The sequence below is a fragment of the Candidatus Phytoplasma prunorum genome, assembly GCF_036924415.2.
GTDB lineage: Bacteria > Bacillota_I > Bacilli_A > Acholeplasmatales > Acholeplasmataceae > Phytoplasma > Phytoplasma prunorum.
In genome coordinates this window covers 1-22,764 of sequence record NZ_JAZHCY020000006.1, presented here as the reverse complement: position 1 = coordinate 22,764, position 22,764 = coordinate 1, and the positions used below count along the sequence as shown (strand labels likewise).

23 protein-coding genes, 4 tRNA genes and 1 pseudogene are annotated in these 22,764 nt (G+C 23.7%); 20 read left to right on the top strand and 8 right to left on the bottom strand.

The features are described 5' to 3' along the window. From V9D86_RS01500 to V9D86_RS01465, 8 genes and pseudogenes are all read right to left on the bottom strand, one after another. Window positions 1-1,603 (bottom strand): annotated as a pseudogene (locus V9D86_RS01500) (MAP7 domain-containing protein); the annotation flags it as partial. Between the two features lie 133 nt (window positions 1,604-1,736). After that, complete coding sequence (locus tag V9D86_RS01495) at window positions 1,737-2,939, bottom strand: AAA family ATPase (protein WP_334331030.1); 1,203 nt, start codon at window positions 2,937-2,939, stop codon at window positions 1,737-1,739. 66 nt (window positions 2,940-3,005) lie between these two features. After that, on the bottom strand, window positions 3,006-3,263 hold the full coding sequence (locus V9D86_RS01490) for a DUF2963 domain-containing protein (protein ID WP_334331029.1): 258 nt from the start codon (window positions 3,261-3,263) through the stop codon (window positions 3,006-3,008). Between the two features lie 127 nt (window positions 3,264-3,390). Beyond that, complete coding sequence (locus V9D86_RS01485; RefSeq protein WP_334331028.1) at window positions 3,391-3,987, bottom strand: hypothetical protein; 597 nt, start codon at window positions 3,985-3,987, stop codon at window positions 3,391-3,393. 24 nt (window positions 3,988-4,011) lie between these two features. Then, window positions 4,012-4,335: a hypothetical protein gene (locus V9D86_RS01480; protein ID WP_334331027.1), complete on the bottom strand. Its 324-nt coding sequence runs from the start codon at window positions 4,333-4,335 to the stop codon at window positions 4,012-4,014. Between the two features lie 41 nt (window positions 4,336-4,376). Continuing rightward, on the bottom strand, window positions 4,377-4,670 hold the full coding sequence (locus V9D86_RS01475) for an HU family DNA-binding protein (RefSeq protein ID WP_334331026.1): 294 nt from the start codon (window positions 4,668-4,670) through the stop codon (window positions 4,377-4,379). 104 nt (window positions 4,671-4,774) lie between these two features. Further along, window positions 4,775-5,395 (bottom strand): sigma-70 family RNA polymerase sigma factor, encoded by a 621-nt coding sequence (locus V9D86_RS01470; RefSeq protein WP_334331025.1) that lies wholly within the window; start codon window positions 5,393-5,395, stop codon window positions 4,775-4,777. A 250-nt stretch (window positions 5,396-5,645) separates the two neighbouring features. After that, complete coding sequence (locus V9D86_RS01465; RefSeq protein ID WP_334331024.1) at window positions 5,646-7,502, bottom strand: ATP-dependent helicase; 1,857 nt, start codon at window positions 7,500-7,502, stop codon at window positions 5,646-5,648. Between the two features lie 272 nt (window positions 7,503-7,774). Here V9D86_RS01465 and proS point away from each other — a divergent pair, with 272 nt between their 5' ends. The 20 genes from proS (at window position 7,775) to V9D86_RS01365 (ending at window position 22,393) form a co-directional block, all read left to right on the top strand. Then, window positions 7,775-9,196, top strand: a complete 1,422-nt coding sequence (gene proS, locus V9D86_RS01460; protein WP_334331023.1) for a proline--tRNA ligase — start codon at window positions 7,775-7,777, stop codon at window positions 9,194-9,196. 100 nt (window positions 9,197-9,296) lie between these two features. Then, window positions 9,297-10,994, top strand: a complete 1,698-nt coding sequence (gene argS, locus V9D86_RS01455) for an arginine--tRNA ligase (RefSeq protein ID WP_334331022.1) — start codon at window positions 9,297-9,299, stop codon at window positions 10,992-10,994. 250 nt (window positions 10,995-11,244) lie between these two features. Then, window positions 11,245-11,320 (top strand) — tRNA-Glu (locus V9D86_RS01450). 23 nt (window positions 11,321-11,343) lie between these two features. Next, a tRNA-Arg gene (locus tag V9D86_RS01445) sits at window positions 11,344-11,420 on the top strand. Between the two features lie 49 nt (window positions 11,421-11,469). Beyond that, window positions 11,470-11,546: transfer RNA gene (locus V9D86_RS01440), tRNA-Pro, on the top strand. Between the two features lie 26 nt (window positions 11,547-11,572). Then, window positions 11,573-11,647 (top strand) — tRNA-Gly (locus V9D86_RS01435). Window positions 11,648-11,790: 143 nt separating this feature from the next. Further along, window positions 11,791-12,036 (top strand): 30S ribosomal protein S16, encoded by a 246-nt coding sequence (gene rpsP / locus V9D86_RS01430; RefSeq protein ID WP_334331021.1) that lies wholly within the window; start codon window positions 11,791-11,793, stop codon window positions 12,034-12,036. A 69-nt stretch (window positions 12,037-12,105) separates the two neighbouring features. Continuing rightward, complete coding sequence (gene rimM / locus V9D86_RS01425; protein WP_334331020.1) at window positions 12,106-12,585, top strand: ribosome maturation factor RimM; 480 nt, start codon at window positions 12,106-12,108, stop codon at window positions 12,583-12,585. Next, window positions 12,582-13,313, top strand: a complete 732-nt coding sequence (gene trmD, locus V9D86_RS01420) for a tRNA (guanosine(37)-N1)-methyltransferase TrmD (RefSeq protein ID WP_334331019.1) — start codon at window positions 12,582-12,584, stop codon at window positions 13,311-13,313. The genes rimM and trmD overlap by 4 nt, the downstream gene beginning before the upstream one ends. A 1-nt stretch (window position 13,314) precedes the next feature. Further along, window positions 13,315-13,659 carry a 50S ribosomal protein L19 gene (rplS, locus tag V9D86_RS01415; protein WP_334331018.1) on the top strand — a complete coding sequence of 115 codons (345 nt, stop codon included), beginning with the start codon at window positions 13,315-13,317 and terminating at the stop codon, window positions 13,657-13,659. A gap of 400 nt (window positions 13,660-14,059) precedes the next feature. Beyond that, window positions 14,060-14,614 (top strand): translation initiation factor IF-3, encoded by a 555-nt coding sequence (gene infC / locus V9D86_RS01410; protein WP_334331017.1) that lies wholly within the window; start codon window positions 14,060-14,062, stop codon window positions 14,612-14,614. Window positions 14,615-14,635: 21 nt separating this feature from the next. After that, complete coding sequence (gene rpmI, locus V9D86_RS01405; RefSeq protein ID WP_334331016.1) at window positions 14,636-14,833, top strand: 50S ribosomal protein L35; 198 nt, start codon at window positions 14,636-14,638, stop codon at window positions 14,831-14,833. A gap of 14 nt (window positions 14,834-14,847) precedes the next feature. Next, the gene (gene rplT, locus V9D86_RS01400) at window positions 14,848-15,465 is read left to right on the top strand and encodes a 50S ribosomal protein L20 (protein ID WP_334331015.1); all 618 of its coding nucleotides are present in this window, start codon (window positions 14,848-14,850) and stop codon (window positions 15,463-15,465) included. 63 nt (window positions 15,466-15,528) lie between these two features. Further along, window positions 15,529-16,143 (top strand): hypothetical protein, encoded by a 615-nt coding sequence (locus tag V9D86_RS01395; protein WP_334331014.1) that lies wholly within the window; start codon window positions 15,529-15,531, stop codon window positions 16,141-16,143. A gap of 417 nt (window positions 16,144-16,560) precedes the next feature. After that, on the top strand, window positions 16,561-16,815 hold the full coding sequence (gene acpP / locus V9D86_RS01390; RefSeq protein ID WP_334331013.1) for an acyl carrier protein: 255 nt from the start codon (window positions 16,561-16,563) through the stop codon (window positions 16,813-16,815). A gap of 37 nt (window positions 16,816-16,852) precedes the next feature. After that, window positions 16,853-19,288: a leucine--tRNA ligase gene (gene leuS, locus V9D86_RS01385; protein ID WP_334331012.1), complete on the top strand. Its 2,436-nt coding sequence runs from the start codon at window positions 16,853-16,855 to the stop codon at window positions 19,286-19,288. Window positions 19,289-19,351: 63 nt separating this feature from the next. Beyond that, window positions 19,352-19,984 carry a guanylate kinase gene (gmk, locus tag V9D86_RS01380; protein WP_334331011.1) on the top strand — a complete coding sequence of 211 codons (633 nt, stop codon included), beginning with the start codon at window positions 19,352-19,354 and terminating at the stop codon, window positions 19,982-19,984. Beyond that, the gene (gene rpoZ, locus V9D86_RS01375; RefSeq protein ID WP_334331010.1) at window positions 19,981-20,196 is read left to right on the top strand and encodes a DNA-directed RNA polymerase subunit omega; all 216 of its coding nucleotides are present in this window, start codon (window positions 19,981-19,983) and stop codon (window positions 20,194-20,196) included. The genes gmk and rpoZ overlap by 4 nt, the downstream gene beginning before the upstream one ends. Window positions 20,197-20,232: 36 nt before the next feature. Next, on the top strand, window positions 20,233-21,135 hold the full coding sequence (gene rsmH, locus V9D86_RS01370; protein WP_334331009.1) for a 16S rRNA (cytosine(1402)-N(4))-methyltransferase RsmH: 903 nt from the start codon (window positions 20,233-20,235) through the stop codon (window positions 21,133-21,135). Between the two features lie 55 nt (window positions 21,136-21,190). Continuing rightward, entirely contained in the window at window positions 21,191-22,393 is a 1,203-nt protein-coding gene (locus tag V9D86_RS01365) for an NAD(P)-dependent malic enzyme (protein ID WP_334331032.1), read from the top strand. Window positions 22,394-22,764: the final 371 nt, after the last annotated feature.

The window sequence follows — 22,764 nt, the reverse complement described above, 5'->3', positions numbered from 1 at the left end:
TATTATTATTAATAATATCATTATCATTTAAACAATAAAGTTTGCGATCAGATCTACCTAATTTTTCTCTAATTTTATAACCAGTATAAGTTTTACCAGCTTGGAAATAACATTGATCTTTCCACGCTTGCAATTCGGCATAATAATGGTTTTTTACATTTTCAATTCTTTCTCTTTCAGCTCTTTTTCTTTCAGCTTGTTCTCTTTTTTCTCTTTCGGCTTGTTCTATTGCTATTCTTATACGTTCCGCTTGTTCTATTTCGGCTCTTGCTCTTTGTTCGGTGACAATGCGTTCGCTTTCGGCTTGTTCTCTTTCAGCTCGTTCGCTTTCGGCTTGTTCTCTTTCGGCTTTGGCTCTTTGTTCGGTGGCAATGCGTTCGCGTTCCGCTTGTTCTCTTTCAGCTCGTTCGCTTTCGGCTTGTTCTCTTTCGGCTCTGGCTCTTTGTTCGGTGGCAATACGTTCTTCTCTTTGCTGTTTCATGTAATCGTAGTTACTACCTTTTTTAAAAATATAAGCTTTTTCGATCTTATCGGTATTAGTCAATAAATCATCTAAACTAAAGCCATAATCATTAAAGGGATAAGTTTTTTGCGGATAAGCTTGAAAATAAACGCTTAATAAATCTGAATTAGGGTGTTTAAAGTAATAATAAAGTCTTCTTGAATCAGCATTATTATAAGATGGAGTATTTGGATAAGGGACGCTAATATTGTCAATACCATATTTATCTCGCATAATATAAGGGATATCGTTAATATCATCGATATCATGAGTAATGATTTGAATTCGCGGTTCCGAATAAAATAAATAGATATTTTGAGCGCCATTAGCTAGTTTTAATAAATCCGTTAGGGCATAATTTTGATTAGGTGGTAAAATTCTACTGCCTTCATCAAAATAAACCGCTTCAATCTTTTTACCTTCATAAGTAGCATTTGCTGGTAAAGGTAATATCATACCGGTATTAGTCGTACCATTATAAGAACCGATTTGCAGTGGGCGGTTAATATAATTCGAGTACTGTTGAGCTAAATAAGTATTAATCGCCTTGGGTTTAGCTGATTCCTCTTGATTAGTAAGGTAATCGGTGTAATTGATTAAATGGATTTGGGGAGTGTTAAGCGGTGACTGACTTTCACGGCCATCCCAAAACACAAACGCCCTGGCAATTTCAAACTCATATGTTAGTAAATCGGCTAAAGTTAACTGGTACGGTGACCGCGGATATTGGTAATTCATCCAATTCGGCCGTGCTTGTAAAAAAACCGCTTTTAAACCGGGCGGACTACCAGTTTTTAAAGGCACGCTGAAAGTCGTTTCCCCAGCGCCGTTATAACTGGGCTCAGTTAAATTATCCACGCTCGCCTCCAGCCCATAATATTTTAAAATAATCGGAATACTCGCCATTTCTAAAATTTGGAAATCTTGGCGATTTAATGGTGGTTGAGTTTGTAACCATTTTTTAAAGTGCGTTTCATTATCTTGGGATAACTTAATGGGAACGGAGACGGATCGCTTAAAATAGGACTGATAATAATTTTGGGCCAAAGGTACTAACGGCCATAACGGAAAACTAAATAGGATTATGATACTCCCATACATAATTAATTGTTTCCCCCTTTTTAAATATTTTTGCCAAAAATTCATTAGTTAATTTCCTTTCTAATAATAGTAATAATAATTTTTTCAAGATAAATATAATTACTATTATACAATTTTATAAAATTAAGTGGGGTTATTTGGCGGAAGCATTTTTTAATTCCATTTCAATGGTGTCTAAAATTTGGGTATTCGGCGTAATAATGTTTTTAAAAGCGGTTTTTAAATCGGCCTTATTAATGGTTTCTCTGAAGGTAATTGTTTCCGTTTGATCATCATTAATCGTTTTGATAGCGCGATTTTCCGCAAAAATAATCACTGCTTCCTTTAATAAATTTTCTAAAGTTCGATTAGCTTTTAAAACCGCATTGGGCGGTGTTAACCGTTCTAACGCTGCATTAATGATTTCGTATAAATATTGTTTAGCTTCATCATTATAGGGATTTTGGCGTTTGGCAATCATGAATTCTAAAAAGGCTTTCCGTTCGGCTTGATTGCCGGGTTGGACTTCAATGTTATAGGTAAAACGCGATTTAATCGCGGTATCAATTTTATCCGCATGATTAGTAGCCCCAATAATAAATAACGGATATTCCGTATTATTATTTAAACTCGTCAATTCGGTTTTAAAGGCATTCACGACATTCGCCAGTTCCGAATCGGCTTCTAAACTACCAATATCACTGAAAATCGTTTCACATTCATCTAAAAAGATAATCGCGCCTTGATGGTGAGGGGCAATGGCGCGCGCACTGTTAAACAAATCTTGAACCATTTGCGGAGCAATCCCTTTATATTTTTGTGAAAACAGCGCACTAGAGACTTCAAAAAATGGTAAATTAGTCTCTTTGGCTAAGGCACGCGCGAAAGTGGTTTTACCCGTTCCCGGAATGCCTGATAATAAAATTCCTAAAGGCGGATCGACTTCGCCGATGTGCTGGTATTTACTTTTATTTTTGGTAAAATCGATAAATCCATGCGCCATTTTTTTCTCCGCTTGCATCCCAATTAATTTATCAAAAGTGGGAAATTTAGTATTATCCAGCGGATTAAATTTGGTGGCTTCTGATTGCGAAAATGAGGGGTGATCCTCTAATACTGGGGAAGGTTGATTTAAAGCTTTTATTTGGTCTTCCACTTGGGTTTTAAGGTTTTGATTTTGGTTTTGTAGGGCTTTGAATTTAGATTCATGTTGATTTAAGGTTTTTTCAATATTAATTAAAATTTGTTGATGAGTCCAAAAGTAAATTCCCAAGGTAAAACTACCTAAAATTAATAATATTAAAACAATATTCGTCCATGATAAAGAGGGGGACGATGATGATGATTGATTTTTCATATAATTTTATTTCCTTTCATAATTAATATTTTTTTTAAATTGTTTAAAATTGATATGGTTAATAAATTATTTATTAATTAAGGCACCAGTTTGCGGATCGTATTCATTGATTTTAGTAGTGCCATCGGCTTGATAAAAAGTGGTTTTAATTAATTTTTCATTATCGCGATCGTATTCACTAAATTCATCAATTTTGATGCCATCGCCTCGATAATAAGTGGTTTTAATTTTTTTACCAGTTAGCATGTCGATATCTTCGATGTAATGAAGATTTTGACTATTACCAAAATAAACTTGGTTTTGAATAATATTCTTTTTGGTCATAATTAATTCCTTCCTCATAAAAACCCAAAACCCCCTTTAAAAAGCGGTTTTAAGGTTAAAACTTTAAATTTTTTTTAAAGATGTTTTTTTAATAAGATTTTAAAATTAAAATTTAAAAAAAATTAAATTAATTTAAATTCGTAATTTTGGTTTCAATACTTTGACTACCACCAGTGAAAGATGCTCCTTGAGCGTCAACTAAATCATAATGACACACGATAGTTAATTTGATGTTTGGTTTAAATTCCTTTTGTTCGATATAAAATTGCAAGTCGATTTTACCATGATTATCAGTGATTATCATTTGGGGTTTTTTATCATGATCATAATCTACGCCGTTAATTTTAATCGCCGAATTAAAACAATTTTCAGGATTGGCAATCGTATTGTAGGTATCATATTGAATTTTTACACTTAAATATAATGGGACTTTAATGTTACAGCCAGTCGTATCTAATTTGGCTACACGACTGAAATTGATTAAATGGACCCCTGTACTTGGATCAAAAATCGGTATCGGTAGCGGAATTAAAGTTTTATCTTCTTCATTGCCCCCAGTGCGGTCAATGGTAAAAAGGGGCGCATGTTGAGCGACTTTGATATTAACATTGTCTATCCGCGCAAAATAACTCGTCACCGCGGAAAGACCAACGGCCATAATTAAAGTGGCACCGATCATTAAACAACAGATTTTGAAAAAATTATGCGATTTTTTTTGATACATGATTTATTTACTCCTCCGTTGGAATTATTTTTTATTATTTTTATTAATTAAATTTTGTAATTTCATTAGGTCTTCATTAGGTTTGATAACTTCACCTATTTCATTATTAGGTTGACTGTCAACTTTTTTGAAATAGGGGAAACGATTATCTTGGTAGGTTAAAGTTGCAAATAAAATCAAATGAGCAATGATTGCTAAATAGGCAATAATTTGTAAAACATGTAATTTTGGTTGATTTTTCATCAAAACATTTTCCTTTCTGGGAATATTAGTAGGGGACGGCGGACGCGCGAAGCGGACTATTGACCGTTTAATAGTTTTTTTGCCGAACGATTTGATTGTTGCCATGTTGGCCTCCTGTTTTGTTTTAATTTTTAATAAATTGATAATTAAAATTGGTTTTTAACTGCAGTGGCTAAAGCCTTAGCGACTTTAAACTTTACTACTGTTTGCGCGGGAATTTTGTATTTACGACCAGTGGCAATATTTATTATTTGTCGAGCTTTGTGTTGTCTTAATGCAAATTTGCCTAAACTCTCACCTAAACTAATATCGCCTTCAACGTTTGGATCCAGAATCGCAGTTTTCACAGCTGTTTCAAAAGCCGTATAAAAGCGTTCCGTTGCGGCGATAGTTGTTTTTTGGATGATTGCAATTTGAGTAATTAGTTCGTGTTTAGTCATAATTTTTAAATCCTCCTCAGTTATTTTTTTTATAGTTTAACGACTTATGAGGTCGAATAGAGATCAAAAAAACTACCTTTTGGTCGGTAGTTGTTAGTTTTGATTTAGTTATTTAAATATTGAAAATGATATTTTTTAAAATATCCTGATTTATAAAGATTTTTTAGTTTTCTAATTGCAATGTTTTTAAATGTTTCTACTTGTTTTGAGGTTAAATTTAGTTTTTTGGCAATTTGAGAATTGGAATAAGCATTATCAAGGTTTTGATGGATATTTTTGTGTGGAATACCAAAACTTAATTTAATTATTTTAAATTCCTTTTGACTTAATTTACTTTTGATTTTTAGGGAAAAATTTTGATGATTATTTTGCCTTACCCATAATTGATGAGGATTAAAATTGGTTGCAGGATAGTGATTTTCCGAAAAACTTTGTAGATCATTAATTTTATTTATTTTACGAATCAATTCGTTAATTGTTTTACGAATATGGGGTTTAGCAAAAGCGATCAAATCGTAACCATAATCTTTGTAATTAGTTAAAGTTTTGATTAATCCTAAAATTGCTTCTTGGTATAAATCGGCGCGGGTTAAACATCGCGGATAATATTTAAAATTTTGAACTATTTTTTTGACTAAGGGTAAATGTATAATTATTATTTGATTGCGAAGTGCTAAATTATTCTTATCTTTTAAAAAATTTTTTAATAACTCATTTCGATTCACTTAATTTTTAAAAATATTTTAGCAAAAAATGAAATTTACCACTGGAACGTTAATTAGAAGCATTTTTTTAAATCACAGGAGCTTTATGGGAATTTTTAAATTTATGAAATTTTTTTTAAATTGGTTTGCGCATACGCATAAGCGATTTTTTTAATCCCAAACGGAGGATCAAAGGCGATGATTAATAAATTATTTTCAATCTTCGTAATAATGCGACCGAGACCAAAAATAGGATGGTGAATTTTAATTCCTATTGACCAAAAATATTTCTTTCATAAGCACCGATTAAAAATAATCGTTCTTTGGCTCTTGTGATAGCGACATAGGCAATTCGTCTTTCTTCTTCTAAAGCAGCATGATATTTATCATTTTTTAAAGGTAAAATATTTTCTTCAAAATAAACTACAAAAACTATTTTAAATTCAAGGCCTTTAATTTTATGAATTGTAGATAATGTTATTTTATTTTTATTATCTTTTTTAACTTCATTATTTAAAGATATTTGATCTAATATATCAATTAGTTCTTGTTTAATTGTTTTTTCTTTATTTTGATATTTTTTTTTAATAAAAATTGATTTTAAGTCTTTTATGTAAGTTAAATTATCATCTTCTGGATTAATTTTTTTTTTATTTATTAATTTCGAATAATCTATTTTTTGATCGATATAATCAATAATTTCTTCTAATTTTAAAAAATTATTAGAATTAATTTTTTTTATCATATCTAAAATTAAATTTTTAAAATTTAATAAATTTTTATTACATTTTTTTTCTTTGCATAATAAAATTAATGATTCAAATAAAGAAATATTTTTTTCTTTACTAATTATTTCTAAATTAGAAATGGTTTTTTTACCAATTTTTCGACTAGGAACATTGATAATTCTTTTTAAATAAAAATCTTGTTTAGGATCAATTAATATTTTGATATAAGCTAAAATATCTTTTATTTCTTTTCTGTTAAAAAAATCAATATTACCGAAAACACAATAAGGAATATTGTTTTTTAAAAAAATTTTCTCAAATTTTTTTTCTAAACCGTTTAATCGATATAAGATCGCTATATCTTCATAATTATATTTTTCTTTTTTAATTAATTTTTTAATTGTTTTCAAGACGAAATCTATTTCTTTGTCATCATTTTCAAACATTTTAGGAAATACTTTATGTCCTTTACCGAAAAAACTTTGAAGTTTTTTTGTAAAACCATAAAAACTGTTATTTTGAATTAATAAATTAGCTTTATCTAAAATATTATTAGTAGAACGATAATTTTCATCTAAAATAAAAGTTTTTGCTTTAAAATCTTTTAAAAATAATTTATTATTAGAAATTTCGGCTCCACGAAAAGAATAAATACTTTGATCTGGATCGCCAACTGCAAATATATAGTTATTTTTAGAAAATAATAATTTTAAAATTTGGTATTGCAAAAAATCAGTATCTTGAAATTCATCAATTAAAATATAAGTAAATTTATTTTGAAAATGATTTTTAATATTTTCGTTTTTTTTAAGTAGTTTATAAGTATAAATAATTAAATCATCAAAATCAAGTAAATTATTTTTTTCTAGAAATTGTTGATATTTATTGTAAATTTTTAAAATATTATTATCATAATTATCAATAGAAACTTTTTTTTCTTTTTTATTTTTAATATTAGAAATATATTTATTTAAGTCTTTTGGTTTATATTTTTCTTTATTAATATTTAAATCTTTTGAAATTTTTTTTATAATTTTTAAACTGTCTTTGATATCTAAAATACTATAATTAGAATCAAAATTATTATTTAAAACATGAATAAATTTTTTTAATATTTTATTTCCTAAAGCGTGAAATGTACATATAGTACTTTTATAAATATCTATTTGCATAGAAATTAGACGGTTTTTCATTTCGGAAGCCGCTTTATTGGTAAAAGTAATAGCCAAAATTTTTTCATTATTTATATTTAAATATTTAATTAAATAGGCAATTCTGATTGTTAAAGTTTTTGTTTTTCCGGTTCCAGCTCCTGCTACTAAATATATAGCTTTATCTTTAGAAGTAACAGCTTGATATTGTTTATTATTTAGTTGTTTTAACCATTCATTAGAAAACATTTGTTTATACCTTCTTTTTTATTAAGGTTGATTTATTTTTTATATATTATTGGAATTTAATTTATAATTTTATTTTTATAAAAAAATTAATTTAAATATTTGTATATCGATTGATTTGGTTTATTTTTATAATTTCGTGTAGAATAAAAATATATTAAAAAAATAAATTTTAATAAAAATATTTTATTATAATTAAATTATAATATTTTTTTAATTTTTTAACACTTAAAAACAAAAATTTTAAACATTTAAAAAAAGGTTAAAATTTAAATATGAAAAAAAAAATAGTAAAATCAATTACTTCTCAGACTTTGGATTTTGGAAAATGGTACACTGATGTTTGTATTAAAGCAGAATTAATAGCTTATTCAGATGTTAAAGGTTTTATTATTTATTTACCTGATGGTTATTTTTTATGGGAACAAATTCAAAAATTTTTTAATAAATATTTACAAAAAACCAATCATCAAAATGTTTATTTTCCTTTATTATTTACTGAAAATTTATTTAAAAAAGAAAAAAAACATATTAAAGGTTTTCAACCAGAGACTGCTTTTGTTACTTTTGCAGGTGATAAAAATTTATCCGAAAAATTAATTTTAAGACCCACATCAGAAGTTTTATTTTCTAAATATTATGAAAAGACAATTACTTCTTATCGTGATTTACCTAAACTTTATAATCAATGGTGTAATGTTATTCGTTGGGAAAAGAGTACTAGACCTTTTTTAAGAGGTAAGGAATTTTTATGGCAAGAAGGACATACTGCTCATGCTAATGCTGAAGAAGCTATTTTGGAAACTTTATCTATAATAAAATTATATCAAAAATTAGGTAAAGAACTTTTAGCTATTCCGTTTGTCATAGGTAAAAAAACTGAATTAGAAAAGTTTGCAGGTGCAGTAGAAACTTATTCTATTGAATCTTTAATGCCTGATGGTCAATCATTACAATCAGGAACATCTCATTTTTTAGGAACTAAATTTTCCGAAGCTTTTAATATTAAATTTCAAGATTTAGATAATAAATTAAAATTTGTTTATCAAACTTCTTGGGGAATTTCAACTCGTTTATTAGGGGCTTTAGTTATGGTTCATGGTGATAACGAAGGTTTAGTTTTGCCTCCATACATTGCTCCTTTGCAAATTGTTATTATTCCTTTACAACCAAAAAATGCTAACGTAATTAAAGTTTCTAATGAAATATTAGAAATTTTAAAAAATAAATACCGTGTTAAACTAGATGTTCAAAATAAAAATCCAGGATGGAAATTTAGTCAATACGAAATGAAGGGTATACCTTTAAGAATAGAAATAGGCAAATACGGATTAGAAAAAAATGAGGTAACTATTTTTACTAGATATAATTTTTTAAAACAGCAATTTAAAAAAGATGATTTATTAACACAAATACCTTTGTTATTTAAAAATATTCATGAAATCATGTATCAAAAAGCTTTAAAATATTTAAATGAACATCAGTACAAAGCTAATAGTTACGAAGAATTTAAAATTTTGTTAAAAAAAGGTGGTTATGTTGCTATTAGTATCAGTGGTGCTAAAGCTGAATTAAAAATTAAAAAAGAAACAGGTGCAACAGCTCGTATTATATTAGAACAAGAATTAATTACCGATAATTGTCCTATTACAAATGAAAAAGCAACATACACAGCTTTATTTTCTAGAGCTTATTAAAAAAAGTTGTTTAAAGATTGTTGAAAGATTATAATTTTTTTTAGTTAATATTGTATATTTTAAATTTTATTAATAACATTTAACAAAAGAGGTTAAATAAATGATTTTTTTTAATATTAAAAATAAATTAGAAAAAAAATTAATATGTATTTATAATATTGATATTAATTTAATCAATAATTCAAATAATTTTGAAATTGATTTTTTTATACCTTTGTTTTTATATAGTAAATTATTAAAAAAAGAAATTTTAACTGTTTTTAAAGAATTTAAAGAAATATTATTAAATTATGAAGAAATATCAACAGTTGAATTATTAAATGGTTTTTTGAATATTAAACTAAAGCGAAATTTATTGACTAAAAATATATTATTAAATATTGTTTATTCTAAAGATAAATATGGTTCTAAAAAATATAACAATCAAACTATTGTTTTAGATTATTCTTCCCCTAATATTGCTAAAAATTTTTCTATTGGACATTTACGTTCGACCGTTATTGGGAATTCTTTAAAAAATATTTATCAAAAATTAGGATTTAAAACTATAAGTATTAATCATTTAGGTGATTGGGGTACACAATTTGGTAAATTAATTTTAGCTTATAAAAAATGGGTTAATCATAAGAATTTTTTAGAAGATCCTATTAATGAATTACAAAAACTTTATGTTTTTTTTCACGAACAAGCTAAAATTAATCCTAAATTAAATCAAGAAGCCAGTGATTTGTTTTATCAATTAGAACAAAAAAATGATGAAATCATTGGTTTATGGAAATTATTTAAAGAAATTTCTTTAAAAGAATTTCATAAAATTTATGATTTATTAGGAATTAACTTTGATTATTATATTGGAGAATCTTTTTATAATGATAAAATCTCTAATTTAATGTTAGAATTAAAACAAAAAAAAATTTTAAAATTAGATCAAAATGCTTACATTATAACTTTAAATGATCTGCTTCCGCCTGCTTTGATTCAAAAAAAAAATGGTAGCACTGTTTATTTAACTAGAGATATAGCTGCTTTATTATATCGTTTTCGTTGTTATAATTTTAGTAAAATTTTATATGTAGTCGGTAACGAACAAAAACTTCATTTTCAACAATTAAAACAAGTAGTTCTTAAAATGGGTTATAATATTGATTTAGTAAATGTGAATTTTGGATTAATTTTATTTAAAGGTAAAAAACTTTCTACTCGTTTTCAAAAAACTATTAAGTTAATTGATGTGATTGAACAAATTAAAAAATTATCTAAACAAATTATTACTATTAAAAATCCTAATTTATTAAATATTGAAGATATTTCGACTAAGATAGCTATTGGTTCTATTATTTTTAATGATTTAAAAAATAATCGTCATTTGGATATTGATTTTGATATTGAAAGAATGATTAAATTAGAAGGTCAAACTGGTTCTTATTTACAATATACTCTTGTTAGAATAAATTCTATTTTAGAAAGAATAACAAAAGAAAAACAAAAAGAAATTGTTTGGCATGAATTAGAAATTGATAATAATAATTATTTAAAAGAACACTATTTTATTTTAATTAAATTATTAGATAGTTTTTCTTTAATTTTAGAACAGACAAAAATTGAAAACATGCCGAGTATTTTAGCTAGATATCTTTTAAAAATAGCTAAAAAATTTAATCATTTTTATTCTAAAGAAAAAATTATAACTTCTCAAATAATTTTACAAAATACCAATGTTTTGTTAGTTAAATCAGTTTCTATTATTTTAAAAGAAGGTTTAAGATTGTTAGGTATACCTTTGTTAGATAAAATGTAAAATAATAAAATTAATTAATATATTTAAAAAATATTTTTTTTATATATTCATTACTAATGATTTTATTTGTTTTTAATTATAATATATGTTATTATATTATAGTAAATTATTATATTAAGTTTTTTTTATTTTAAATTATTAAAATTTTTTATAAAATTTAATAATTTGTATTTTATTTTTTATGTTATATATGTTATAATAATTAAATATTGAAGATTTTTATTAATAAGTAATAATTAAAAAATTATATGGCCCGTTGGAGAAACGGTTAACTCACATGCCTTTCACGCATGCATTCACGGGTTCGAATCCCGTACGGGTCACCAAAAAAATAGTTATAATAAAATGTGCACCCATAGCTCAATTGGATAGAGCGTCTGACTACGGATCAGAAGGTTGGGGGTTCAAGTCCTCTTGGGTGTGCCATAAAAATTTTATTAAAATAATATAATAAAAATTGATTATTTTTTATTAACGGGAAGTGGCTTAGCTTGGTATAGCGCCTGGTTTGGGACCAGGAGGTCGCGGGTTCAAATCCTGCCTTCCCGACCATTAGAAAATTAGAAAATTATTATAAGGCGAATGTCGTATAGTGGTTATTACTCTAGCCTTCCAAGTTAGAGACGTGGGTTCGATTCCCATCATTCGCTCCATTGTTTTATTATTATTTTAAAGTTTTTATTTTAATTATTAAAATAAAAACTTTAATTGGAAATTAATATTTGCTAAAATTCATTTTTTATTTTTAATATATATATATATATAAGATATATAAGAAAGAAGGTTTTACTAATATATGTCAGTTAAAATACGTTTACAACGTTTTGGAGCACATAAAAAACCTTTTTATCGGGTTGTGGCTATTAATTCTAAAAATTCTAGAGACGGTAAATTTTTAGAAATATTAGGTACTTATGAACCTTTTATAGGTAATATTAATTTGAATAATCAAAAAATTAAAAAATGGTTATCTTATGGCGCTGAACCAACTTTGACTGTTAAAAATTTAATAAATAAACAAAATAAAAATAATAAATCTTAAATTCAATAATAATTTTATTTTAATTTTTATAAAAAAATTTAAAATTATTGATTAGTGGAGAAATTTTAAATGTATTATGTAGGAAAAATAATTAATACACATGGAATAAAAGGTTATTTAAGAGCACAATTTGAAGTTGATTTATTATCTTTTTTTGAACCTAAACAAAAATTTTATATTAATAATTTTTTATTTGAATTAGTTAGTTTACAAAACTATAAAAAAAATTTTTTTTTACTTAAGTTAAAAGATTTAAATAATTTAAATCAAGCTAAAAAAATTAAATTTTGTGATATTTATATTAATAATAAATATTTTTCTTCTATTAATAATTTTTATAGTTATCAAGAGTTAATTGATAAATCAGTTTATAATGAAAAAAAAGTGTTTTTGGGCGAAGTTAAATTTATTATAAAAGTTCCACAAGGTTATCTTTTAGAAATTAAGAAAAAATGTGGTAATACTAGTTTAGTACCTTTTTTGAATTATTTTGTTAAAGAAGTTAATATTGATAATATTATTATTAAAACTATTGAAGGATTAATATGATAATTGATATTATTACTATTTTTCCTAATTTTTTTGATTCTTTTTTTAAACATTCTATTATTAAGAAAGCAATTAACAAAAATAAAATTATTTTTCGAGTTCATGATTTAAGAAATTATAGTAATAATAAACATAATCAAGTGGATGATTCTCCTTATGGTGGAGGAGCAGGAATGTTATTAAAATTTCCTCCTTTTTATGAATGTTTAAAAAAAATAAAAAAATCTTTTAGTAAAGTTATTTTATTATCACCTCAAGGTACTTTATTAAATCAACAAATGGCATTTAAATATGTAAATGAAATAAAACATTTAATTATTTTAAGTGGTAACTACGAAGGAATTGATGCTAGAATATTAAATTATATTGATGCAGAAATTTCTATTGGTGATTATGTATTGACGGGTGGAGAAATAGCTACTATTGTTTTAGTTGATGTATTGGTAAGGATTTTACCTGGCGTTATTAAATCTGAATCTTATTTAGAAGATTCACATCAAAAATATTTTTTAAAATATCCTCAATACACTAAACCTAGAATTTACCAAAATCAAAAAGTTCCTGAAATACTTTTATCTGGTCATCATAAAAATATCAAAAATTGGCGCGATAATCAAAGTTTAAAAAATACTTTTTTAAAAAGGCCTGATATTTTAAAAAAAATTAACTTAACAGAAGAACAACAAAAAATATTGTTAGAAATTAAAAAAAAATTAAAAGAAGGTTAATATGAGTAATTTAAAAGGACAAAATTTAATTGAATACATTAATAATAATAATTTAAAAAAAGTTCCTGATTTTAGAGCTGGAGACATAGTTAAAGTTTTTGTTAAAATTGATGATGTTAACCGTCAAAGAGTTCAGTTTTTTGAAGGTTTAGTAATTAAACGTCAAGGTAGACATATTTCAGAAACTTTTACTGTAAGAAAATTCGGAGTAGAAAGAATTTTTCCACTTCATTCACCTATAAATGAGAAAATAGAAGTAGTTCGTCGTGGTGTTGTTCGTCGTTCTAAATTATATTATATTAGGAAACTTTCCGCTAAGGCTTCTAGAATTAAAGAAAAAAAATAAAAAATTTATAATTGATATAAAATAAATAACTTTTTAATGAATTTTTATTATTTTAATTGAACTAAAATTTATTTAAAAAAATTATATTTTTTATTTTTATTGTACAATTATTAATATAATTATATTAAAAAATAAATAATTTTTTTAATTATTTTAAAAAATTTAAAAAATATGAAAAGAAGAGAAGATAACTCTCTCGCCTGATTAAAAATTAAATATTTAAAAAATTTTTGGGCAAATAGCATATTATATGATTCATATAATACAATTTTTATGTTTGTATTTTAATGACATCAGAATTGATTTAATGTTATTTTAAAAGAGTTACTTTGTTAAAAAGTAACTCTTTTATTTTTTTATTAATATAAAAAATAATTAATCTATTAAGAGGAGATTTTTTTTGATTAAAAATAAAAAAGTTAGTGGGAATATGAATTTAAATATTTTATATAATGAAGATATTCCTAATGGTAAATATTTAATCATTGATGAAAAAGGTAATAAAATAGGTGTTTTTAATAAAACAGAATGTCTTAAAATTGCAGAAGAAAAAGAAATTGATATTTTATTAGTTAATTCTAGTTCAGTTCCTATGATTGCTCGTTTAACTGATTATTCTAAGTATCGTTATAATCAACAAAAAAAAATTAGAGAAATGAAAAAGAAACAAAAAAATATTAATGTTAAAGAAATTAGAATAGGTCCTAACATTGGTTTAAATGATTTTAATATTAAAGTTAAAAACATTCAAAAATTTTTATCCCAAGATGATAAGGTTAAAATTATTATGCGTTTTCGTGGTCGTATGATAATTCATCATAAATTGGGTTTAGAAGTTTTAAAAAAAATAATTACAGAATTAAAACATATTTCTTATACCGAAACAGAACCAAAATTAGTAGGAAATCAGATAATAATTATTTTATTACCTAATAAATTAAAAAAAATTAGTTAATAAAAAAAGAAGGTTAAAAAAATGATTAAAAAGAAATCTCATAGTGGATTAAAAAAACGTATTAAAATTAGTAAAAATAAAAAAATTTTAAGAGGTCATGCTTACAAAAATCATTTAGCAGCTTCTAAAACCACTAAACAAAATAGACAATTAAGAGGTTTAACAATAGTGCATAAAACTGATGTAAAAAGAATCAAAATTATGCTTAATAATTTATAAGAAAGGTCAAAAAAATGTCTAAAATAAGTTTTGTACCTGCGAGACATCGCCGACGTAAAAAAATTTTAAAATTAGCCAAAGGATATGTTGGATCTAAAAGTACTATTTATAAAACAGCTCATGAACAAGTAATGCGTTCATTACAGTATGCTTATAGAGATCGTAAACAAAGAAAAAGAGAATTTAAAAAATTATGGATTTCCAGAATTAACGCTAGTGTATTTAATTATGGAATTAAATATTCTTCTTTTATTCACGGATTAAAATTAGCAAATGTTTTTATCAATCGTAAAGTTTTGTCTGAATTATCTATTCATAATCCAGATGTTTTTGTTCAATATGTTGAATTATCAAAAAAATTTTTATCAGATAAAATATTGACAACAATAACTAAAACTAAAAAAGTTTTAATCAACGAAATATTAAATGAAAAAAAAACAAATGTTAATCAATTAAAAGATAGTAATAAAACATTATCATTAGATAAAAAAGATAATATTGAATATATAGATTTATCAAAAATGTTAGTTAAAGATTTAAAACAGTTAGCGAAAAAACATAACATTAATAATTTTAATAAATTAAAAAAAATAGATTTAATTCAAGCTTTGAAATTTTTTTACAAACAGTAATTTTATTGTATTTTAAAAAAAATATTTTTTAAACTTGATTTTATAAAAAATGAGGTATACAAAATGTATAATAATGTTTCAATAAATAATAAATTTTATAAAAAACAAATTTTTTTTTATTTGTTTATGTTTTTTTTTATGATTTTTTTATCTTTGATATCTTTTTTTAAAGATAAAATGTCTTTTGGTAAGGAAGGTCAAATAAAAATGCACCTAATTTTATTAGGAATATTTTTATTTTTTTTAATTTTTTTATTAATTTTTCCTCGTAGAACAAAAAAAAATTTAAATAATAATAATAAAAAAATATTTTTTTTAGAATCAGTTATTTTTATTTTTATAGCTTTTATAAGTTTTATTTTACCTGGTTTAGGCATGCCCTTATTTGAAGTAAAAAATAATCTTTTTAGTATTAATAATAGTATTTCTATTATTTTAATAATATATGGATTATCTAATTTATATATTGATTATTTTTTGAATACTTCAAAACATTTTTATCCTTTTTTTATGAATTTAATTATTTTTGGTTTAGGTATGAATTTAATAGGTGATCAGTATCAATTAGAAGAAAAAATTTTTAATATTTTGTTTTTTATTTTTATTTCATTTGCTTTTTATTATTTGATTTTATTTTTTATAAAATGTTTAGATAATCAACAAAAATTAAGTAAATAATTTAAAAATTAATTTTTAAATTCTTTAAAATTTTTAAAAATTATCTATGTTTAACGTTATTTTAAGTAATATAAAATTTTTTAATAATTATGTTAAATAAAAATTTAAAAAATAACATGTTTTAAATGAGTTAAACTTAAATAACAGTTTATATTTTTGAAAGTTGTTATTTATTGATTAATTTTTTTAAAAAAATTTATATTAAAAAAGATTATAAAATATTTTAATTAATTAAATTTAATATATTTTTAAAAATATTTAAAAAGAGGTTTTTACAATCTCTTTTTTATTTATAATTTATATTTTTATTACAATGATATAATTAATTTATAATAAATAAAATTAAAATATTTTTAATGTAATAATTATTTAATATTATTTAAAAAAATATATATTTAGGAGAGAGTATATTTAAATATGATTTTTCAAAAAATCCAAGAATTTATTGCAGAACAATTATCTATTGATAAAAATAATATTAAGTTAGAATCTGATTTAAAAGAAGATTTAGGGATTGATTCTATTGATGCGGTAGGTTTAATTATTAAAATTGAAGAATTTTTTAAACTTGAAATTAGTGATGAAACTTTACAAAAATTTAAAAATGTTAAAGATATTTTAGAATATATACAACAACATATTAATAATTATGATTATTTAGAAAAAAAATAAAAATTTTAATTTAATTTTAATTTAAAGGAATGTATATATGAAAAATGTTTTATATGATTTTAAAAAGATAGAGTATAAATGGCAACGTTATTGGAACGAAAATAAAGTTTTTAAAACTTCTAATAATTTTTATAAAAAAAAATTTTATTGTTTAGATATGTTTCCTTATCCTTCGGCTGAAGGTTTACATGTAGGTCATATTGAAGGTTATACAGCAAGTGATATTTTTAGTCGTTTTAAAAAAATGCAAGGATATAATGTTTTACATCCTTTTGGTTGGGATTCTTTTGGTTTGCCAGCTGAACAATATGCTTTAAAAACTGGTAATAATCCAAGAAATTTTACTTATAAAAATATTAAAAATTTCAAAGAACAAATTATTAAAATGGGTAAAGGTGTTGATTGGGATAAAGAATTGGCTACTTCTGATAATAATTTTTATCGTTGGACACAATGGATTTTCAAGAAATTATATCAAAAAAAATTGGCAGTTTTAAAAGATTTAGAAGTTAATTTTTGTGAAGAGTTAGGTACTGTTTTAGCTAACGAAGAAATAGTTTCTAAAAATGGCAGACTTTTTTCTGAAAGAGGCAATTTTCCAGTTGTTAAAAAAACTTTAAAACAGTGGGTTTTAAAGATTACTGATTATGCAGAAAGGCTTTTGGATGATTTAGAACTTGTTGATTTTCCTTCGAATTTAAAACAAATTCAACGTAATTGGATTGGTAAAACTAGTGGAGTAATTATTACTTTTAAAGTTGATGGTTTTTCAGAAACTTTTGATATTTTTACTACTCGTCCTGATACTATTTTTGGTGTTACGTGTTGTATTTTAGCTCCAGAACATATTTTAGTTAAAAAAATAACTAGAAATTTATTTAAAACATCAATTTTTGATTATATTGAGCAAACTAAACAAAAACAAGAATTAGAACGTTCTATTGATAAAAATAAAACAGGTGTTTTTACTGGTTCATACGCTATTAATCCTGTTAATCAAAAAAAAGTACCTATTTGGATTTCAGATTATATTTTGCCTCATTATGGAACTGGCGCTTTGGCTGCTGTTCCAGCTCATGATCGAAGGGATTTTGAATTTGCTAAAAAATATAAATTAGAAATTATTTCTGTAATTAAAGATAAAGATAATAAAATACAGGAATTTTTTTGTGGCGATGGAATACATTTTAAAAGTCAATTTTTAGATGGTTTAAATAATGAATTAGCTAAAATAAAAATTATTGAATTTTTAGAAAAAAATAAATTAGGTTACATTCATAATATTTATAAATTTCATGATTATTTTTTTTCACGTCAAAGATATTGGGGAGAACCTTTTCCAGTGTTTTATGATGAAAAAGATAATATTCATTTGCTTTCTGATGATGAATTACCTTTAGAATTACCTTATTTAAAAGATTTTAAACCTTCTAATAATGTAAAAGATGCTCCGCCTTTATCACGAGTTAAGAATTGGATTTATTTTGAAAAAAATGGTAAAAAATATCGAAGAGATTCTAATACTATGTCACAATTGGCTGGTAGTTCTTGGTATTACATAGCTTATATTTTGAAAAATAATTCAGTCATGATGCCTTTAAATACTTCTGATTCTAAAAAAAAAATAGATTATTTTTTACCTGTTGATTTATATATTGGAGGAGCTGAGCATTCTACTGGTCATTTATTATGTGTTCGTTTTTGGCATAAAGTTTTATATGATTTAGGTTTAGTTTCTACTAAAGAACCTTTTAAAAAAATTGTTCACCAAGGTATTATTTTAGGCGATGATAATACTAAAATGAGTAAATCTAAAGGTAATGGTGTTAGTGCTAAATTAATGTTAGATAAATACGGAGCTGATGTTTTAAGGTTATATGAAATGTTTTTAGGTCCATTAACTGATACCAAAATTTGGTCTTATAAAAATATTAAAGGTTCTGTTAAGTTTTTAGAACGTGTTTATAATATTTTTAATTTTGAAATTACAAAAATTAATCAAAAAGAGTTAGATTTTTTATATCATAAAACTGTTAAAAAAGTAACTGATTTATATGAAAAATTAAAATTTAATGTAGCAATAAGTCAGTTAATGATTTTTGTTAACGAAGTTTATAAACATAAAAAAATATCTAAATATCAAGTAAGAGGGTTTTTAAAATTATTAAATCCTATAGCGCCTCATTTAACAGAAGAATTAAATCAATTATTTTTAAATGAAAAACCAATATGTTTTTCTTCTTTTCCTTCTTATGATAAAAGTTTTTTATCTTTAAAAAATGTAGAGATTATAATTCAAATTAATGGTAAACTTCGTTCTAAAATCACTAGTTTATTAGATCAAAGTAAAGAAAATATTTTAAAAATAGCTTTAAAAGATCCTAAAATTATTAATTATGTTAGCCAAGAAAAAAAAATTCAAAAAATAATTTATGTTACTAATAAATTATTAAATATTGTTTTAAAAAAATAATAAAAATTTATTCATTATATTAAATTTTTAATTATAAAAATATGAAAGGTATAAATAAAAATTATGAAATTAAATAAAAAAGGACTTTTAATTATTATTTCCGGTCCTTCTGGTGTTGGTAAAGAAACTATAATAAAATCTTTATTTAATCTGAAAAATCATAATTTTATTTATTCTATTTCTTTTACTACTAGGCCTCAAAGAATATACGAACAACAAGGAAAAAATTATTATTTTATTTCGGAAAAAAAATTTTTGAATTATATTAATAAAGGTTATTTTTTAGAATGGGCTAAGTTTTTAGGTTATTATTATGGTACACCTCGTAATGTTATTGAAGAAAATATGAAAAAAGGTAAAGAGGTTATTGTGGAAGTCGAAGTTGAAGGAGCTTTAAAAATTAGAGAAAAAAAAATTAAAGACGCTATTTTTATTTTTATCGTTCCTCCAAGTAAAAAAAGTTTATATGAACGTTTGAAAAAAAGAGGAACAGAAACAGAACAAATTATACAACAAAGAATTCAAAAAGCAAATAAAGAATTTTTACTTGCTTATAAATATGATTATATTGTTATGAATGATGAAATTAATAATGTTACTGATAAAATAATTTCTATTATAAGAGCTGAACATTCCAAAACTAAGAGAAGTATTTATACTTATTTTAAAATTTTAGAAGGAGAAAAAATTAAATGATTAAAAAAAATAAAGATGGTCTTAATTATCCTTCAATTGATAAATTATTAGAAAAAGTTGATTCAAAATATAAACTAGTTTATATTGCTAGTAAAATTGCACATATTATAGAAGATCAAAAATTAGAATTAAAAGAATGTATTTGTCAAAAAAACATTGGTAAAGCTTTGGAAGAAATTATCAAAGATAGAGTAAAAGTAGTTTTTGAATAATTTATTTTTCAAAAATTATTATTTTTAGTTATTAATATGAAATTAAAACATACTCCAGTTTTACCAAAAGAAATTTTGAAATATTTAAATATTAAACCATCTGGTATTTATGTTGATGCTACATTAGGAGGTGGTGGTCATAGTGAATTGATTTTAGAAAAATTAAAAAAAGGTTTTTTATATTCTTTTGATCAAGATATTTTTGCTATTAAACAATCAAAAAAATTATTTACTAATAATAAAAAAATTGAATTAATTCATAGTAATTTTTTTTTCTTAAAACAAGAATTAAATAAAAGAGGTGTTTTTTTTGTTGATGGTATTATTTTTGACTTAGGTTTATCTTCTTTTCAAATTGATGATAAAAAGAGAGGTTTTAGTTATTTATCTAATGAATTTTTAGATATGAGAATGGACAGACAACAAAAGCTTACTGCTCATTATATAATTAATAATTATAGTTTTGAAAAATTAAGGCATATTTTTTTTAATTTTGGACAAGAAAAAAATTCTTCATTAATTGCGGCTGAAATTATAAAAAAAAGACCTTTACATAAAACTTTTGAATTAGTTGAAATTGCAGATAAGTTTAATTATAACAAAAGAGGTCATAGTTCTAAAAAAATTTTTCAAGCTTTACGTATTGAAGTTAATAAAGAATTAGAAATATTACAACAAACTTTAAATCAAAGCTTATCTTTATTAAAAAAAGGTAGTTCAATAGTAGTTATTAGTTTTCATTCTTTAGAAGATCGTTTAGTTAAGAATTTTTTTAAAAAAAACAGTACTATTAATTTACCATCTAAATTGCCAATAATTAGTAATTTCAAAACTGTTTTAAAAATAATCACTAAGAAAGTTGTTAAACCTAGTTTAGAAGAAATAGCTTTTAATAATCGTAGTCATTCTGCTAAATTAAGGGCTGCGATAAAAAATTAATAAATTTTTAAAAAAAATATAAAAAAACAGGAGTTTTAACAAAATAATGGATATAATTGATATAAATCAAAAATCTTTATGTTTACATGAAAAAAATAAAGGTAAATTAGCAACTAGATCTAAAATAGAAATAAAAAACTTTGATGATTTATCACTAGTTTATACTCCAGGAGTAGCTGAACCTTGTCGTAAAATTAATCAAAATAATAATGATGTTTATAAATATACTATGAAATCAAACACTGTAGCTGTTATTACTAATGGAACTGCAGTTTTAGGTTTAGGTGATATTGGTCCTAAAGCTGCTATTCCTGTTATGGAAGGTAAATCAATTTTATTTAAAGAATTTGCTGGTATTAATTCTTTTCCTATTTGTATAGATTCGAAAGATTCTCAAGAAATTATAAATATTGTTTCTAAAATTTCTTCTGTTTTTGGTGCGATTAATTTAGAAGATATTAAAGCTCCAGAATGTTTCGAAATAGAAGAAAAATTAAAACAAAAATTAGATATTCCAGTTTTTCATGATGATCAACACGGAACAGCTATTGTAGTTTCGGCCGGAATTATTAATTCTTTAAAAATTGTTAATAAAAAATTAGAAGAATCCGAAGCTCTTATTGTTGGTGCTGGTTCTGCTGGTATTTCTATAGCTAAAATGTTAATTTCATTAAAAATTAAAAATGTTGTTTTATATGATAAAAAAGGTGTTATTTATAAAGATTTTGACTGGTTAAACAAAGAACAACAAAAAATTTCTTTAATTACTAATTTACATCAAGAAAAAAGTAATTTAATTAATGTTTTTAAAAATAAAGATATCGTGATTGGAGTTGCTGGTCCTAATATTATTACGAAAGAAATGATTTCTAATATGAATAAAGATTCTATTGTTTTTTCTTTAGCTAATCCAGTTCCAGAAATTATGCCACATGAAGCTAAAAAAGCTGGTGCTAGAATAATTGCTACTGGTAGATCTGATTTTCCTAATCAAATTAATAATGTTTTAGTTTTTCCAGGGATATTTAAAGGTGCTTTAGAAGCTAAAGCTACAGAAATTAATAATGATATGAAAATAGCTTCTGTTTATGCTTTATCTAATATAATTTCCGACAAAGAATTAAATGAAAATAATATTATTCCTACTGTTTTTGATAAAAGAGTTGTTATTGAAATTTCTAAAGCTGTTATTGAAGCGGCAATTAAAACTAATGTAGTAAGAAAAAATTATTATGAACCAGAAAAATTAGACCAGTAGAAAACACAAAATAAAATTAAATTAAACTAAATTGTTTATTAAAAAAATAAACAGTTTATTTTTTTTTGATCTAAATGACAAACATATATTGATTTTTATGACATAGAATCAATCCAGAAATTAGTTGGCACTCTCACCTCATAGTGGATTATTTTACTCTTAATTTATCGATTGATTGTATGTTAATAAAAATTGACTTTTAAAAGGAGGTAAATATATACCAAAATAAGCAAAAAACCATTTAATAGTTTTAAAACTAATCGCAATTAATTGATTGTTTTCGAATCAGTTCATGTCCAAATATGATTATCTATGAATAGATTTAGCTAAATTCGCCAAAGTATTAACTATGTAATTTACAAATGCACACT